The sequence below is a fragment of the Pseudomonas sp. BNK-30 genome (genome assembly GCF_047456185.1).
GTDB classification, from domain to species: Bacteria; Pseudomonadota; Gammaproteobacteria; order Pseudomonadales; family Pseudomonadaceae; genus Aquipseudomonas; species Aquipseudomonas putida_E.
Map to the genome: position 1 here is coordinate 1,959,163 of NZ_CP179904.1, position 14,034 is coordinate 1,973,196.

17 protein-coding genes are annotated in these 14,034 nt (G+C 62.8%); 11 read left to right on the forward strand and 6 right to left on the reverse strand.

The window, feature by feature from the left end:
- Positions 1–78 precede the first annotated feature (78 nt).
- From ACMGGN_RS09145 to ACMGGN_RS09185, 9 genes are all read left to right on the forward strand, one after another.
- Complete coding sequence (locus tag ACMGGN_RS09145; RefSeq protein WP_281869915.1) at positions 79–987, forward strand: aldo/keto reductase; 909 nt, start codon at positions 79–81, stop codon at positions 985–987.
- Between the two features lie 4 nt (positions 988–991).
- Positions 992–2,311, forward strand: coding sequence for an NTP/NDP exchange transporter (locus tag ACMGGN_RS09150; protein ID WP_281869914.1), 1,320 nt, complete (start codon positions 992–994; stop codon positions 2,309–2,311).
- A 110-nt stretch (positions 2,312–2,421) separates the two neighbouring features.
- Complete coding sequence (locus ACMGGN_RS09155) at positions 2,422–2,640, forward strand: general stress protein (RefSeq protein WP_012314511.1); 219 nt, start codon at positions 2,422–2,424, stop codon at positions 2,638–2,640.
- 65 nt (positions 2,641–2,705) lie between these two features.
- On the forward strand, positions 2,706–2,903 hold the full coding sequence (locus ACMGGN_RS09160; RefSeq protein ID WP_115274784.1) for a hypothetical protein: 198 nt from the start codon (positions 2,706–2,708) through the stop codon (positions 2,901–2,903).
- Positions 2,904–2,921: 18 nt separating this feature from the next.
- Complete coding sequence (locus ACMGGN_RS09165; protein WP_414156688.1) at positions 2,922–4,256, forward strand: iron-containing redox enzyme family protein; 1,335 nt, start codon at positions 2,922–2,924, stop codon at positions 4,254–4,256.
- The gene (locus ACMGGN_RS09170; protein ID WP_119687033.1) at positions 4,256–5,209 is read left to right on the forward strand and encodes a methyltransferase; all 954 of its coding nucleotides are present in this window, start codon (positions 4,256–4,258) and stop codon (positions 5,207–5,209) included. Before ACMGGN_RS09165 ends, ACMGGN_RS09170 begins: the two co-directional genes overlap by 1 nt.
- Positions 5,210–5,308: 99 nt before the next feature.
- On the forward strand, positions 5,309–5,899 hold the full coding sequence (locus ACMGGN_RS09175) for a nucleosidase (protein WP_251962733.1): 591 nt from the start codon (positions 5,309–5,311) through the stop codon (positions 5,897–5,899).
- A 122-nt stretch (positions 5,900–6,021) separates the two neighbouring features.
- Entirely contained in the window at positions 6,022–6,159 is a 138-nt protein-coding gene (locus ACMGGN_RS09180) for a PSPA7_2676 family Cys-rich small protein (RefSeq protein WP_168216574.1), read from the forward strand.
- Positions 6,160–6,169: 10 nt separating this feature from the next.
- Positions 6,170–7,018, forward strand: a complete 849-nt coding sequence (locus ACMGGN_RS09185) for a Ku protein (protein ID WP_046786202.1) — start codon at positions 6,170–6,172, stop codon at positions 7,016–7,018.
- 100 nt (positions 7,019–7,118) lie between these two features.
- Here ACMGGN_RS09185 and ACMGGN_RS09190 read toward each other — a convergent pair whose 3' ends face one another.
- The 5 genes from ACMGGN_RS09190 to ligD are packed head-to-tail and all read right to left on the reverse strand — an operon-like array spanning position 7,119 to position 12,678.
- Entirely contained in the window at positions 7,119–7,784 is a 666-nt protein-coding gene (locus ACMGGN_RS09190; protein WP_119689044.1) for a glycosyltransferase, read from the reverse strand.
- Positions 7,781–8,380 (reverse strand): class I SAM-dependent methyltransferase, encoded by a 600-nt coding sequence (locus ACMGGN_RS09195; protein WP_125924140.1) that lies wholly within the window; start codon positions 8,378–8,380, stop codon positions 7,781–7,783. The genes ACMGGN_RS09190 and ACMGGN_RS09195 overlap by 4 nt, the downstream gene beginning before the upstream one ends.
- 10 nt (positions 8,381–8,390) lie before the next feature.
- Positions 8,391–9,146 carry a PIG-L deacetylase family protein gene (locus tag ACMGGN_RS09200; protein WP_174141193.1) on the reverse strand — a complete coding sequence of 252 codons (756 nt, stop codon included), beginning with the start codon at positions 9,144–9,146 and terminating at the stop codon, positions 8,391–8,393.
- Positions 9,143–10,186: an acyl-CoA dehydrogenase family protein gene (locus ACMGGN_RS09205; RefSeq protein ID WP_174141194.1), complete on the reverse strand. Its 1,044-nt coding sequence runs from the start codon at positions 10,184–10,186 to the stop codon at positions 9,143–9,145. The genes ACMGGN_RS09200 and ACMGGN_RS09205 overlap by 4 nt, the downstream gene beginning before the upstream one ends.
- Positions 10,183–12,678, reverse strand: coding sequence for a DNA ligase D (gene ligD, locus ACMGGN_RS09210; protein ID WP_414156828.1), 2,496 nt, complete (start codon positions 12,676–12,678; stop codon positions 10,183–10,185). Before ligD ends, ACMGGN_RS09205 begins: the two co-directional genes overlap by 4 nt.
- A 154-nt stretch (positions 12,679–12,832) precedes the next feature.
- Here ligD and ACMGGN_RS09215 point away from each other — a divergent pair, with 154 nt between their 5' ends.
- Together ACMGGN_RS09215 and ACMGGN_RS09220 are read left to right on the forward strand one after the other, a co-directional pair.
- Positions 12,833–13,285, forward strand: coding sequence for a phosphotransferase system, HPr-related protein (locus tag ACMGGN_RS09215; RefSeq protein WP_115274791.1), 453 nt, complete (start codon positions 12,833–12,835; stop codon positions 13,283–13,285).
- Positions 13,286–13,287: 2 nt separating this feature from the next.
- Positions 13,288–13,518, forward strand: a complete 231-nt coding sequence (locus ACMGGN_RS09220; RefSeq protein ID WP_046786207.1) for a metallothionein — start codon at positions 13,288–13,290, stop codon at positions 13,516–13,518.
- Between the two features lie 83 nt (positions 13,519–13,601).
- On the opposite strand, the gene ACMGGN_RS09225 is transcribed toward ACMGGN_RS09220, so the two are convergent.
- Positions 13,602–14,030 (reverse strand): hypothetical protein, encoded by a 429-nt coding sequence (locus tag ACMGGN_RS09225; RefSeq protein ID WP_119687029.1) that lies wholly within the window; start codon positions 14,028–14,030, stop codon positions 13,602–13,604.
- Positions 14,031–14,034 lie beyond the last annotated feature (4 nt).

Here is a 14,034-nt window from a genome sequence, read left to right on the forward strand (position 1 = left end):
CCAGAAACAGAATCACCTGCAAGCGGGGGGTGGGGCGACTAGCCTTGGAAGTTTCCGACTTATGACGGGAGCTTTGCCATGTATGCACGTCGCGATGTCCTACGCGCCGGCGCGGCTTTGGGGCTGTTGGCCAGCAGCCCTTGGTTGCGGGCGGCGCCCAGCACCGGCTTGCTGACCCGCAAGGTGCCGTCCACAGGAGAGGCCTTGCCGGTCATTGGCGCAGGTACCTCCGGCAGTTTCGAAGTCGAGGCCGGCTCGGCCGATTACCAGCAGCTGAAGGCCGTACTGAAGGCGTTCTTCGAAGGCGGCGGCAAAGTCATCGACACCTCGCCCAACTATGGCGGGGCAGACCGTATTCTTGGCCAGTTGCTGGAGGAGGGAGGCTGGCACCAGCAGTGCTTCATCGCCACCAAAATCGCGGCCGACAGCCGGGCCGACGCCGAGGCACAATGGGCGGGTACCCTGAAAAGCCTGCGCACTGACAAGGTCGACCTGCTGCAGATCCACAACCTGCGAGACTGGAAGACACAGTTGCCCTATGCCCGCGAACTCAAGCAGCAGGGCAAGACCCGCTACATAGGCATTACCCATTACCTGAACAGCGGTCATGACGAAGTCGCCCGCCTGGTGCGCAGCGAACCGCTGGACTTCATCCAGATCAACTATTCGGTCAACGCGCCGCAAGCGGCAAGTGAGTTGTTGCCGTTGTGCCAGGACAAGGGCGTGGCGGTGCTGATCAACCGCGCATTCGATGACGGCCGTCTGTTCGCCAAGGTCAAGGACAAACCACTGCCTGCCTGGGCCGCAGAAGCGGGAGTCAGCAGTTGGGCCCAAGTGTTCCTCAAGTTCGCCTTCAGCCATCCGGCTGTTACAACGGTCATCCCGGCAACCGGCCGTCCTGACCGCCAACTCGATCAACTTAAGGCCGGCCACGAGCCTTTGTTCACCCAGGCGCAGCAGAAAGCGCTGATCGAGCAGTTCGCCTGACACCATGGCCAGCTGGCGCAAGGGGCTGGACCAAGGGCTGAACATCCAGCCCGGCGAGGGGCCGGCTGTGGTCGGCGGTCTGGCGTTGTTCTACCTGCTGTTCACCGGTTACTTCATGCTGCGCCCGGTGCGCGAGACCATGGGCGTGGCAGGGGGCGTGGACAACCTGCAATGGCTGTTCACCGGCACCTTCATCGCTACGCTGAGCTGCCTGCCGCTGTTCGGCTGGCTGGCCTCCAAGGTGCGCCGGCGGCATATCCTGCCTTGGACCTATGGTTTTTTTGCCAGCAACCTGCTGCTGTTTGCGCTGCTGTTTGCCAGCAAACCAGACGACTTGTGGAATGCGCGGGCGTTTTACATCTGGTTGTCGGTGTTCAACCTGCTGACCATCTCACTGGCCTGGAGCGTCCTGACCGACCTGTTCTCCACCGAGCAAGGCAAGCGCCTGTTCGGGCTGCTGGCAGCCGGGGCCAGCCTGGGCGGCTTGAGCGGGCCGTTACTGGGTACGCTGTTGGTCGCCCCGCTGGGGCACGCCGGGCTGGTTTCGCTGGCCGCCATGTTTTTACTGGGCAGCATTGCCGCTGCCGCGTACCTGCAGCGCTGGCGTGATTGCCACCCAATGCCTGCGCTGAGCGAGCAGCCAGCGTCGCGGCCATTGGGGGGTAACCCGTTCGCGGGCGCAACCGCTGTAATGCGTTCGCCGTACCTTTTGGGTATTGCCCTGTTCGTGGTGCTGTTGGCCAGTGTCAGTACCTTTCTGTATTTCGAGCAGGCGCGCATCGTCAGCGAAACGTTCAGCGACCGTACCCGTCAGACTCAGGTATTTGGCCTGATCGATACGGTCGTTCAGGCCCTGGCCATCCTCACCCAGGTGTTCATCACCGGTCGGCTGGCCAAACGCATGGGGGTAGGGGTGTTGCTGGTGGCAGTGCCGCTGGTGATGGCAGCAGGCTTCGTCTGGCTGGCCCTGGCCCCGGTATTTGCGGTGTTCGTGGTGGTGATGGTAGTGCGCCGCGCAGGCGAATATGCCTTGGTGCGGCCGGGTCGGGAAATGTTGTTCACCGTATTGCCCGCCGAAGACAAATACAAAGCCAAGAACTTCATCGATACCGTGGTTTACCGTGGCGGCGACGCCTTGAGCGGGTGGGTCAAAAGAGCCCTGGATGTGCTGGGTGACCATCCGCAACTGGCGATGTTGCTAGGGGCCGCGATCGCTCTGGGCTGGGCCCTGACGGGTGGTTGGCTGGGGCGGCGGCAGCGGCTGCTGGATAGCCGCGTCACGCAATCGGCTAGCGCACAAAATACATCGCCTCCGGTTATTTAACGCCGCCGGTCCGAACGCCTGGCGATAAAACGAATCCCTCGATATCACCGAACTCCGAACCTATGTACGGCGCTTGCCGTGCATCCAGCAGTCATATGAGGTTTCAGACCATGGCTAACAAAGATAACAGCCGCACCGGCAGCCAGGGCGGCCAGGGTGGCACCAAGAACCCCGGCAACTTCGCCAACGACCGGCAAAAAGCTTCCGAAGCTGGCCGCAAGGGCGGGCAGTCCTCTGGCGGCGGCATGGCTCAAGACCGTGAGTCGGGCCGCAAGGATGCCGATATGCACAAGGACCGCGAGTCGGGCCAGAAAGGCGGCCGCTCGTAACTGACGAGAACGCGGTGCCGGGTCCTTCGGCACCGCGATTACTAAGCGGGTAAAGAGGACGTCCCATGCGCACTACAGCCATCATCGTTCTGTTGAGCAGCCTGACGCTGCTCGGCGGTTGTTTCGATCGTGACGCCGAGCATCCGGCCAAGGATGCAGACCAGAGCAAACCTTCGCTGCAAATGCAGCAACCCGACGAAAAGCCTGCGCCACAGCCTGCACCTGACCCTGAGCCCATGCCACGGGAAGGCCAGAGCCAATAGTCAAGAGAGGAGCGAGGCATGACGGTTCTGATGCGCAACAACCCATCCAGGACGCCGGCGCCGACTGCGCATTGGCCATTGAGCAGCCGCTACCACGCGATGTTGTCCGGCGACTACACCACTGCGCGCCAGTGGCTCGCCGAGCAGTTCGCGAAGGCGAACGCCATGGCCGATGACCTGCCGGACACGCCTGGTCAACTACAGGACTGGAGTGCACGACACGCCGCACAGGTTGCCGCCGAGCACGCCGCCTATCTGGCCCAGCGCCGTCAAGGCGCGCCTCGCCGTTATTTTGCCAACCGCGCCCACGCCTTGTGGTTCCTGCAACAGGTGGCGCCGACCAAGGTCGTTGATGGTGCCTGGCTTCACGGTGCCCTGCGCCGCTGGCAAGACCCTCGCTACCACGGCCTGATCCGGACCTACCTTGAGGAGCTGGGTGACGGCGATCCGCATTGCAACCACGTGCTTATCTACCAGAGGTTGCTGGGCAGGCTGGGTTGTTTGGATTGCATGCCTCTGGATGATGAGCGCTACCTGCAAGGGGCAGTACAACTGGCGCTGGGCAGCTGCGCGGAGTGGTTTCTGCCTGAGGTCATTGGTTACAACCTGGGTTACGAGCAGCCACCGTTACACCTGCTGATCACCACCCACGAGCTGGCCGAGCTCGGCATCGACGGTCATTATTTCCAGCTTCACGTGACGATCGACAATGCTGCCAGCGGCCATGCCAGCAAGGCCATCCAGGCGGTGCAGCAACTGTGCCCGGCGCAGGACGCCGAGGTGTTCTACCGTCGGGTCAGGCATGGCTACCGCCTCAATGATTCTGGCATTGACACGCCCACGCTAATCGGCGGCTTCGACCTTGAGGCCCAATTGCTGGCTGCCCTGGAGCGCAAGCGCGTGTTCGGGCAGTTCATGCACGCTGACCGCTGCCGATTGCAGCAGCGCACGGTCAACCAATGGCTGTCCGAACCCGCTGCGCTACCGGCATTTTTGCAGGCGCTTGTGGCCCAGGGCTGGATCAAGCGCGGGCAGAATCCGGCCGACAGCCGCTGGTGGTCGCTGATCGATGGGCCTGGCGCCCCCATGTTCGGCGTCTTCAATGCCTACGAGAAGCAGCTGTGGCACGACTGGATCGCCGGCGACTGGCAGGGCGCAGTGCGTCGCGTGCCGCCAGGCAGTTGGGAAGCTGCCCTGCACCAGCAACCACGTATTGAAGAAAGCCATGAAAGCGCTGATATCGAAACGTTGATCGAGCGCATGGCGGGCAATCAGCACGCCTTGCCGCAGGGTTTGTCCGCCACTCGGGCGTACCTGCATGCCACAGGTCTTGGCGAGGAGGGGCCGCACTGATGATACTCAACCCGCAACGAACCCAGGCCGATGAAGCCTTGCTGCAACTTGGCCGGCGCCTGCGTGCTGACGGTTACCAGTTCACCTGCGTGACGCCCGCCACCCATGCACGCAACAACGCCCGCCAGGGTGCAGAGCGGGCCGGCAACCTGCGCGACGTATTCGGCTGGAGCCGCCCGTTCCCGGCGTCATTGATCAGCGCCGACGAACTGGACCAGCTCAGCACCGCGCAGGTGCTGTACGAGGACGGCGCACTGCTGCGCAGCCAGGTACGCTGGTCCAGCCTCGACGATTTGCTGCTGGTGCATTCCGCCTACCCGACCGAGGCTGCTGATGCGGTGTTCTTCGGCCCCGACAGCTATCGCTTTGCCCAGGTCATCCATGACCATCTACAACGCAGCCCGGTACGGGTCGAACACGCTGTGGACATTGGTTGCGGCAGCGGCGTCGGTGCCTTGCTGATCGCCCGCGCGGCGCAACATGCCCAGGTCAGCGCCGTGGACATCAACCCTCTGGCACTGCGCTATACCGCGATCAATGCTGCGCTGGCGGGGGTGAGCAATGTGTCCATTGCGCACAGTGACTTGCTTGCCGGGGTCAGTGGCAATTTCGACCTCATCGTGGCCAACCCACCCTACATGCTCGATCATGGCCAGCGCACGTATCGCCACGGTGGCGATACTTTGGGCGCCGATCTGTCGTTGCGCATCATCGAACAGGCGCGCGAGCGTCTGAGCCCAGGCGGGTCACTGCTGCTGTACACCGGCGTGGCGATTGTCGAAGGTCGTGATCCATTGCTCGAGGCCATTCGCCTGCGCCTGGCGGGGCCTGAATGGGCCTGGGTGTACCGCGAGGTCGACCCGGACGTATTCGGTGAACAATTGCTGCAGCCAGGTTATGAACAAGTCGAGCGTATTGCCGCAGTGGCGCTGACTGTCAACCGCAGTGCATGACGCGCTATTGCAACTTGCCACCACGGTGGGGCTTGCAATCAGTTAGCGTTCACCGACAATGGCAGCGCCCTTTGCAAGCCATTTGGAACGCCCTGCGCCATGATGCTGACCCAGCAATTCCCCGACATTACGCTGGCCGACACCCTGTTCGTATTCGCCCTCGAGGCTGAAGCCGGTACTGTGTTCGCTGATCTCAATACGGTTTTCACCGGCATCGGCAAAGTCAATGCTGCCATCGCCCTGACCAAGGCGGTTCAGCGCCAGCGCCCCAAACTGATCGTTAACCTCGGTTCGGCAGGCAGCCAGCGATACGGCAAGGGTGAGGTGGTGTGCTGCACGCGCTTCGTGCAACGCGACATGGATGTCACTGCGCTGGGCTTCGCCCGCTATGAGACGCCGCTGTCGGATATTCCGGTGTTGCTCGAGCATGGCCAGCCGATAGATGGGCTGCCGCTGGGCATCTGCGGCAGCGGCGACAGCTTTGAGGTCAGCCACGGCGATGCTCCATACGACATCGTCGACATGGAAGCGTACGTTCTGGCGCTGATCGCCCGTAATGAAGGTATTCCGTTCGTTTGCCTGAAATACATTTCCGATGATGCCGGCAGCGATGCGGCCCAGGACTGGTCTGTGCAGGTACATCTGGCCGCCGAGGCGTTCAAGCGCGTGCTTTTCGCCATCGAACCCTGATCAGCCATGACGATCAAGCCACTGTAGTTTCGACAGCCGTAGGGCATTTGGGCTAAACCTTCAGCGCGCCGTGCAGTCATTTCAGGTAAGCGCCCGATATTTCCGGGCCAAGGAGGTGGCTGATGACCTTTGTCTGTCTGCTGCGTGGCTGCCACTGGCGCGCCATGACCCAAACCGAAGTGCCCGGGCTGCAATGCCAGCTTTGCGAACGCTGTGGCGCCTTGCGCTACTGCCAGCCGGGCCATTCCCTGCAACCATAGGAGGCACGCCATGGCCAGGGCAATCTGGAAAGGCGCGATCAGTTTCGGCCTGGTGCATATCCCGGTCTCGCTCAACACGGCAGTGCGCACCGAGCGTGTGGATTTCGACTGGCTGGACAAACGCAGCATGGAGCCGGTGGGTTATAAACGGATCAACAAGGTGACCGGCAAGGAAATCGACAAGGACAACATCGTCAAAGGTGTGGAGCATGAGAAAGGTCGTTATGTGGTGATCAGCGAGGAAGAGATCCGCAAGGCCCGGCCCGAAGCGACCCAGACCATCGATATCTTCTCGTTCGTCGCTGCCAGCGAGATCCCCTTGCAGCACTTCGATACACCGTATTACCTGAGCCCGGATCGTCGCGGCGGCAAAGTTTATGCGTTGCTGCGTGAAACACTGGAGAGCACTGGCAAGGTGGCGTTGGCCACGGTGGTGCTGCATACACGCCAGCACCTGGCATTGTTGCGGCCGCTGGACGACGCGTTGGTGATGATCACCTTGCGCTGGCCGGAAGAGGTGCGCGGGCTGGAGACGCTTGAGCTGGACAAGAGCGTGACCGACACCAAGCTCGACAAGCGCGAACTGGACATGGCCAAGCGGCTGGTCGAAGACATGAGCGGCTCGTGGGCTCCGGATGAGTACCATGATGCGTTCCGCCAGACCATCATGGACCTGGTGGAAGAAAAGGCCAGCAAAGGCAAGATCAGCGTGGTGGACAAGGGCGAAGGGGGCGAAGCCGAAAAAAGCGCCGATATCATCGACCTCACCGAACTGCTCAAGCGCAGCCTGGGCGGCAAGGCTGCGAAGAAAGCGCCTGCCGAGAAGAAGCCTGGCAAGCGTACGCGTAAGGCTTCATGACTGTAGGGGGCGGGGCGCTTGCCTAGAATATTGTGGCGTCGTTGAGATCGAGCGCCGCCGGCGCGGTACTCGATCTCGATAACACTGATACACCATGCCATCACCCGTCCAGACGAACCTGCAGACCCGCCAGAAAATCCCCAAACCCTTCCCGAGCCCGGCTGTCGCGTCGACTGCTGGTTGCCACACTGTGTTTGGCTGTCCATACGATCTGTGCGCCGCTAGCCTCCAGGTCACGCACCAGTTGCACGTCCTCATGCGCCGCCAGCGGTTGAAAGCCCCCCACACGCTCATAAGCGCGGGCACAGACACCCAGGTTGGCACCATGAATATGCCGATGGCCCTCACATGTCTGATAACCGCTGCGGTACAGCTTGCGTAGCGCAGCGCGTTGCCAGGGCTGCCAGTGCTCGATATGCACCGTGCCACAGACCACCTCTGCACTGCAGGCCAGTTGCCAGAGCAGCCAGTGCGAGGGCACCTGGCTATCGGCATCGGTACAGGCCAGCCAGCGGGCGCCACGGTCCAGCATCAGCGCCGCGCCTAGGCGGCGGGCCATGCCGACACTGCCAGCCTCCACCGCCAGCGTGCGCACACCGAAACGCTTGGCCACAGCGGCACTGGCATCACGACAACGGTCCAGCACCACCAATACCTCGACCTGATGGCCTGCCTGCCTGGCCAAGGCCACCGCCGCTGCCATGGCCTTGAGGCAGCGGCCCAGGCGACGCGCTTCGTTATGGGCGGGAATGACGACAGCAATCATGGGCATGTCTCGTCCAGGTCGACCACGCTGGGCTGGCATGACCAGTATTCCAACAGGAAATCCGCCTCTTCATGGCGAAACACCGGGTATAACGGCACGTGCTTGGCCAACAACTGATGCACTTCACGTCCATCCTGTGGGCACCCAGCAATCGGGTGGCGCCAGTGGCAGGCCAACAGCCCGCCGTCATAGGTCAGGCTCGCTACCGACTGCTCGATCACCTGCAACCAGTCGGTAGCGTTCAGGTAGTAACCCACTTCACTGAGCACGATCAGGTCGAAGCTGCCACCAGGCCAGTCCGCCGGCAAGCGCCCAGCGACGACGGTAGCATTGGGCAACCCCGCCAGGCGCTGGCGAGCCAGTGCCACTGCCTTAGGGTCAAGGTCATGGCACAGCAACTCGGCACAGCGCTCCGCCAACGCGGCGCTCAGCTCGCCATTGGCGCAGGCGGGTTCGAACACCCGCTGGTAGCACTGGCGTGGCAGGCTGGCCATCAGCAGGTCGCGCTTGCGGCGCTCGTACCAACGGGTGCGAAACGCCCAGGGGTCGTCATTGTTGGCATACAGGTCGGCGAAATATTGCGCATCGGGGCTCATGACAACTCCTTTACAGGAACACCAGTTCGAAGGGTTGCAGCAGGCAATCGAGCAGGTCGGCGGGCAGTACCGGCGCACGCCCCTGGTCGGACTCCAGCTGGCTGTGATACGCCGCCAAGGCCTGACGCTTGCGCGCAACCCGTGCTTCATCCAGCGCAATGCGATGCGCCCGCGACCAAGGCAGGCGCGGGTCGTCAGGCTGAGCCCAATGCCAGGCCCACACGGGCACTTCCACCAATTGCACCTGGCGCGCCAGGGCGGCTTGCGCTGCCGCCCGGCCAAGCGCTTCGTGGTCGCAGTGGCCGTCGCCGCGCCAGGTCGTCATCAGCACGTCATCCGGCTCGAGCAGTTGGTTAAGGTGATTAACCAGAAACGCTTCGTCTCGTGGCAGCGCACCGTCTTTGAGGTGCAAGCGCCGCCAGTCCAGCCGGTTGAGGTCCAGGTCCAGCTGTTGCAGGGCGTGCCGGCTTTCAAGTGGCCGTTGGCGGCGCAGGCGGTGTTCGGTCCAGGTCGCGGAATCAGGGTGGCTCCCTTCACCGTCGGTGGCGGAGATCAGCAGCACGTCCTGCTCGCGGCCGTGCAGCCCTGCCAACAGTCCACCGGCCATGAGAATCTCGTCATCGGGGTGCGGCGCCAGCAGTACCAGGCGTCGACCTGCGGGTAGCAATTGGTCCGGGGTGATCCAAGTCGCCCGCGCCAAGTGTGCGGACTGCTGCCACGCAGCCCATGGCCTGCCTTCACTGGCCTCGATCAGGTTCTCGCTCATAGTTGCCAGGCTCCTGCCGGCACCTGGGCCAGCTGTTGGCCGAGTGCGGCCAGGTCGCGTTCGGCATGGCTCTGGCGCAGAAAGACCGGGAGGTCGGCGCTTAGCCGTGCAAAATGGCTGCTGCGGCAGAACGGCGTTGCACCCAACGCACGCCCCACATGGTGGATCACCTGCTCTACAGCGTGCTCTACCTGGGCACGCACGCGGCGTACCTCGAAGCTGGCGTCGGCGCTGGGCTGGCGATCTATCCACGCAGCACATTCACGCAGTGCTGCACGGGCACCGTACAACGCCGCATCCACTGCCCCCAGGTGCGCCTGGGCGTGCGGATCGGGGCGTGGTTTGCGGCAACGTTCACGCAAATAATCGGCCAGCGCCTCTGCGGCGCCGTACCAGCAGGCAGCGATCCCCGCACCGCCGTGCCAGAAACCGGGGCGTGAAAGGTACTGCCCTGGCTGGCCTACGGCGATCCCAGGCGAACCCTCAAAGGTGATTTCAATGCTGGCGGTCGTGGCCATACCCACTGCTTGCCAGTGATCGACCTGCAACCCCTGGGTGGGGTGGGCCAGTTCGATCGCCACCAGTTGCGGCTGGTCATCTTCAGCCCAGGCGGTGATCAGCGCACGGTCGATCTGCAAGGCACCTGAGCACCAGGCCTTGCTACCGGCAAGGCGCAACTTATCGCCGTCACGGGCAATGATCCGCGCCCGCGCTTCAGGGGGCTCTGCGGCCCACACGCCCCATACAGCATCCCCCACCAGGTGAGCAGCGCCGCATTCAGCCAGAATCGCCAGCGCGTCGGTATGGCCTTCGTACACTTTGGCCAGTGCCAGGTCGCAGCCGGCAATGCGCGCCAAGGTCTGCCAACGCTGCAAGGTATGCCCTTGGCCCGGCAGCGGGAGCAGGTCGAGATGGTCCGCCAACAGCGCCTGCATCAGTTGCGAAAGCTTGGTGTCCAAGCTCAAAGGCTGCGCGCGCTCGCTGAACGTACGCAGCAGGCTGTCGAGGGTGTTCAGGTCAAAATCCTGAATGATACTCATGTCATCCCCATCTGTTTGCGCATGCGCGCTGTGATCGACTGTCGGGTTTTGCCCATGTCCGCCCACGGGTCATCGACCTCGGCCAGGCGTTCGTGCAGGTTGCCGATGTGCCACTGGTTGGCGCCCTTGAGCTGGCCGAGTTCTTCGCGCCAGACCGGCACCGACACCGGCAGGCCTTCCCGGGCACGCAGGGAGTAAGCGCAGGCAGTGGTCGCACCTTTACCGTTTCGCAGGTAATCGATGAAGATCCGCCCAACCCGGTTCTTTGGCCCGGACACCGCGCTGAGCCGGTCGGGGAACAGCTTGGCCAGGTAATTGACTACGGCATGGCTGAAGTCTTTCACCTCGTCCCACCCCGCACGGCGGGTCAATGGCACCACCAGGTGCATGCCTTTGCCGCCGCTGGTCTTGAGGAACACTTTGAGGCCCAGTTCGTCGAGCAGCGTGAGGGCGAGCTGAGTGGCTTCGAGCATGGCCTTCCAGGGCAGTGCCGGGTCCGGGTCAAGGTCGAGCACAAAACGGTCGGGCTTGTCGAAGTCCTTGTCGGTGGCATTCCAGGTGTGCAGCTCGAGCATGTTCATCTGCACGGCACCGAGCAACGTGTCAGGGCGATTGATGACCATCGCCGCCTGACCGGCTTCGGCCTTGTCGTAACTGAGCACATTGGCGATATGCAACTGGCCGGCGTTCTTCTGGAAGAACAGCTCGCCATCGAGGCCCTCCGGCGCCCGTACCAGCGCCACCGGGCGGTCCTTGAGTTGCGGCAGGATCCACTGACTGACGCCTGCGTAGTATTCGGCAATCTGGCGCTTGGTGGCGCCAATGCTGGCGTCGATGATGCGCTCCGGATGCGTCAGGCGCAGGTCGCCCAGGCCTTCTGTCGCTTTGGCACGCTTGGCTTTGGGCACGGTCTTGGCAGGCATGGCACGCTCCAGGTCGATGGCGCTGGCAGGTTTATCGTCGCGCAGCCCATGGAAGACCGAATGGCGAACCACGCCGTCCCGGGTCATTTGCGCATACGCAACTTCTGCCATCAGTTTCGGCTTGAGCCAATGAACTCCTCGGGCTTCAGCTCCGGTGGGTGGCCGGGGCAGGGCGGGTTTGCCGATTTCCAGGGGTTTGAGGCGCGCATGGATACTGTCGAGTGTGGTGGCGCTGAAGCCGGTCCCGACCTTGCCGGCATAACGGAGCTCACCGGTGTCCGGGTCATGCAGGGCGAGCAACAGGGCACCGAAGCCGCTGCGGCTCCCCTTGGGGTCGGTGAACCCGACGATGACGAACTCCTGGCGCTGTTTGCACTTGAGCTTGATCCAGTCCGCGCTGCGCCGGCCCGTATAGGGACTACCGGCGCGCTTGCCGATCAACCCTTCGAGCTGCAGGCGGCAGGCGCTGTCGAGCAGCGACTCCACCGGTTGCTCGAAGTCGGCAGAAAACTCCAGAACCTCGGACTGGTCATGCTCAAGCAGTTCACCCAATGCTTTGCGCCGGTCTTCCAGGGGCCGCTCGCGCAGGTCCTGGCCACCCAGGAAAAGAAGGTCAAACAGGTAATAGACGATCCGCTCGTCGTGGGCGGTGTCGAAGGCATTCTGTAACGCCTGGAAGTCGGCCACCCCGTTCTCGCCGTTGACGACCATCTCGCCATCAAGCCAGGCGCTGTCCAGGCCTAAAGCGCGAAGCGCAGCCACTTGCCTTGGCATTTTGTGGCTCCAGTCATGGCCGTTGCGGGTGAACAGCCGCACGTCGTCGCCTTCAATACGAGCGAGCACGCGATAACCGTCGAACTTGACTTCATAGCGCCAGTCCCCAGCGGGGGGTGAATCGACCAGGGTCGCAAGCTGCGGTTGCAGTTGCCCGGGCAAGGTCGCTTTCTTGCCCGCGCCGGCCCGCTTGCGCTTGGGCGGTTGCACAGGTTTGGCGCTGGCACTGCTTCGCGGCACCAGCGTGCGATCGCTGATCACGCTGTCAGGCTGCGCTTCAACGATGCTGTAGTCGGCCTCGCTGCGTGCCTGAGCATCGTGGGACTTGACCAGCATCCACTGCTCTTTCTTGCCTGCCATGCGGGTGCGGAACAGGTTCCACACGCCGCTCAGCTTCTCTCCTTGCAAGCGAAAGCGCAGCTTGCCCTTGGCATAGGCCTGGTTTGCGTCACCCTCTGGCTCCCAGATGCCACGGTCCCAGACGATCACATCGCCGGCGCCATAGTGACCCTGCGGGATACTGCCTTCGAAATCGGCGTAGTCGAGCGGGTGATCCTCTACGTGCACCGCCAGGCGTCGCACCTTGGGGTCCAGGGAGGGCCCTTTGGGGATGGCCCAGCTTTTCAGCGTACCGTTCAGTTCCAGACGGAAGTCGTAATGCAGGTGGCTGGCGTCGTGCTTCTGAATGCAGAACTGCAGGGCATGGCTACGTTTGGCACGGCTGCGCTTGCCACTGGGCTCGGGTGTGGCATTGAAGTCGCGCTTGCGCTCATATTCCTGCAGGGGCTTGGCCATCATCTAAGGCTCCCGGGGGGCTCGGTCTCTCATTTGGGAGGCAGCAGGCCGGGCGGTAGTTCAAAAAAATCGATTGCATGCTGGGGGTAAAAAAACTCTGAATTTTCCAGGCCCACTCACAGTCGACCGGACACACCCCTGATGGAGAGCCCAAATGAGCCGACCCGATGATCGCCAGCCCTATACCCCCAGCGAAATCGATGACACCGAGGACCGCATGGGCAGCGTGCACGAGCTGGACTTCAACGACCGCCCCGAGGGGCGCATAGGGGATGAACGCCCGGCGGCTGAAGTAGCGAAGGAGTTCCCTGCGCGGCGCGTCGCAGAAGGCGGCATGACCGGCGGTGAGACACTGACGGACAGCGTGCAGGAAGACAACGTCACCGACGATGACCTGAGCCCCGGCACCCTGCTGGATGAAACTGGCGCGCGCGACCCTTACGAACCGGGCGATGACGACGGCCCAGCGGACGAGAGCCTGCGTGAGGTCGATGAGCAGGAGATCGGTGGTGGCATTGGCCTGGACGAAGCTGAGCTGGCACGGTCCGCTCCGCTGGACGGTGAACCCTGGACTGATGAAGTGGTTGATAACGAGCCGAGGAAATGACCATGAATGAGCGACGATGTGCGTGTGCGAACTGTTCTTGCACGGTGGACGAGAATGCCCGCATGCAGAATGACAAAGCCTATTGCTGTGAGGCTTGTGCATCAGGGCACCGCAATGGTGAGCCGTGCCGCATGACTGATTGCAAGTGCGGTGAAGCGGCTCAGCCCGATGAAAACAAGGTCGACAATGCCCTGGATGAAACCTTCCCGGCCAGCGACCCGATTTCCCCCTGACCCTTTGAACAGCTTGATATCTGCTGCAGCACGCGCCCCGGGAGCTGGCAATGCCGGCTCCCGGGGCGCGGCAGGCCTGGGCCTCAATGCGTCTGCCAGATCCCGTTATTGCGCTCGCAGTCGGTACGGGCCTGGCCGAGGCTGGGAGTGTCGTAGTAATACGTGATTACCTGAGCGTCCTTGGGCAGCGTCGGGCGTGTGGAGGGCTCGTCGCGCCCTGTCGATTTCGGGTTGGCAAGGGTCTCTTGGGTCAACGGCGCGATGCAGCTGCCCACACTGCCATCGGCGCAGCGCGGGACCTTGTGCTTCTCGGTGCTGAGCATCTCCTTGCTCTCATTGCTGCACGACCAATTGATCGCTTCAGCCGGCATGTTGCTGTAGCTGTAACAGGTCCGTCCTTCAACTGGCTTGACCGCTTCACTGGCGGAGCGGGTCATCACCTCGCACGCGTCGGCCAGTACCTGCGTGCTGGCCAGGCTGCCCAGCACCACCATCAGCAGAGATAAACGCATGTGC

Bases quoted from the DNA above. Each gene is read 5' to 3' on its own strand.
- ACMGGN_RS09145 (WP_281869915.1), top strand. From the start codon at position 79: ATGTATGCACGTCGCGATGTCCTACGCGCCGGCGCGGCTTTGGGGCTG.
- ACMGGN_RS09150 (WP_281869914.1), top strand. From the start codon at position 992: ATGGCCAGCTGGCGCAAGGGGCTGGACCAAGGGCTGAACATCCAGCCC.
- ACMGGN_RS09155 (WP_012314511.1), top strand. From the start codon at position 2,422: ATGGCTAACAAAGATAACAGCCGCACCGGCAGCCAGGGCGGCCAGGGT.
- ACMGGN_RS09160 (WP_115274784.1), top strand. From the start codon at position 2,706: ATGCGCACTACAGCCATCATCGTTCTGTTGAGCAGCCTGACGCTGCTC.
- ACMGGN_RS09165 (WP_414156688.1), top strand. From the start codon at position 2,922: ATGACGGTTCTGATGCGCAACAACCCATCCAGGACGCCGGCGCCGACT.
- ACMGGN_RS09170 (WP_119687033.1), top strand. From the start codon at position 4,256: ATGATACTCAACCCGCAACGAACCCAGGCCGATGAAGCCTTGCTGCAA.
- ACMGGN_RS09175 (WP_251962733.1), top strand. From the start codon at position 5,309: ATGATGCTGACCCAGCAATTCCCCGACATTACGCTGGCCGACACCCTG.
- ACMGGN_RS09180 (WP_168216574.1), top strand. From the start codon at position 6,022: ATGACCTTTGTCTGTCTGCTGCGTGGCTGCCACTGGCGCGCCATGACC.
- ACMGGN_RS09185 (WP_046786202.1), top strand. From the start codon at position 6,170: ATGGCCAGGGCAATCTGGAAAGGCGCGATCAGTTTCGGCCTGGTGCAT.
- ACMGGN_RS09190 (WP_119689044.1), bottom strand. From the start codon at position 7,784: ATGATTGCTGTCGTCATTCCCGCCCATAACGAAGCGCGTCGCCTGGGC.
- ACMGGN_RS09195 (WP_125924140.1), bottom strand. From the start codon at position 8,380: ATGAGCCCCGATGCGCAATATTTCGCCGACCTGTATGCCAACAATGAC.
- ACMGGN_RS09200 (WP_174141193.1), bottom strand. From the start codon at position 9,146: ATGAGCGAGAACCTGATCGAGGCCAGTGAAGGCAGGCCATGGGCTGCG.
- ACMGGN_RS09205 (WP_174141194.1), bottom strand. From the start codon at position 10,186: ATGAGTATCATTCAGGATTTTGACCTGAACACCCTCGACAGCCTGCTG.
- ligD (WP_414156828.1), bottom strand. From the start codon at position 12,678: ATGGCCAAGCCCCTGCAGGAATATGAGCGCAAGCGCGACTTCAATGCC.
- ACMGGN_RS09215 (WP_115274791.1), top strand. From the start codon at position 12,833: ATGAGCCGACCCGATGATCGCCAGCCCTATACCCCCAGCGAAATCGAT.
- ACMGGN_RS09220 (WP_046786207.1), top strand. From the start codon at position 13,288: ATGAATGAGCGACGATGTGCGTGTGCGAACTGTTCTTGCACGGTGGAC.
- ACMGGN_RS09225 (WP_119687029.1), bottom strand. From the start codon at position 14,030: ATGCGTTTATCTCTGCTGATGGTGGTGCTGGGCAGCCTGGCCAGCACG.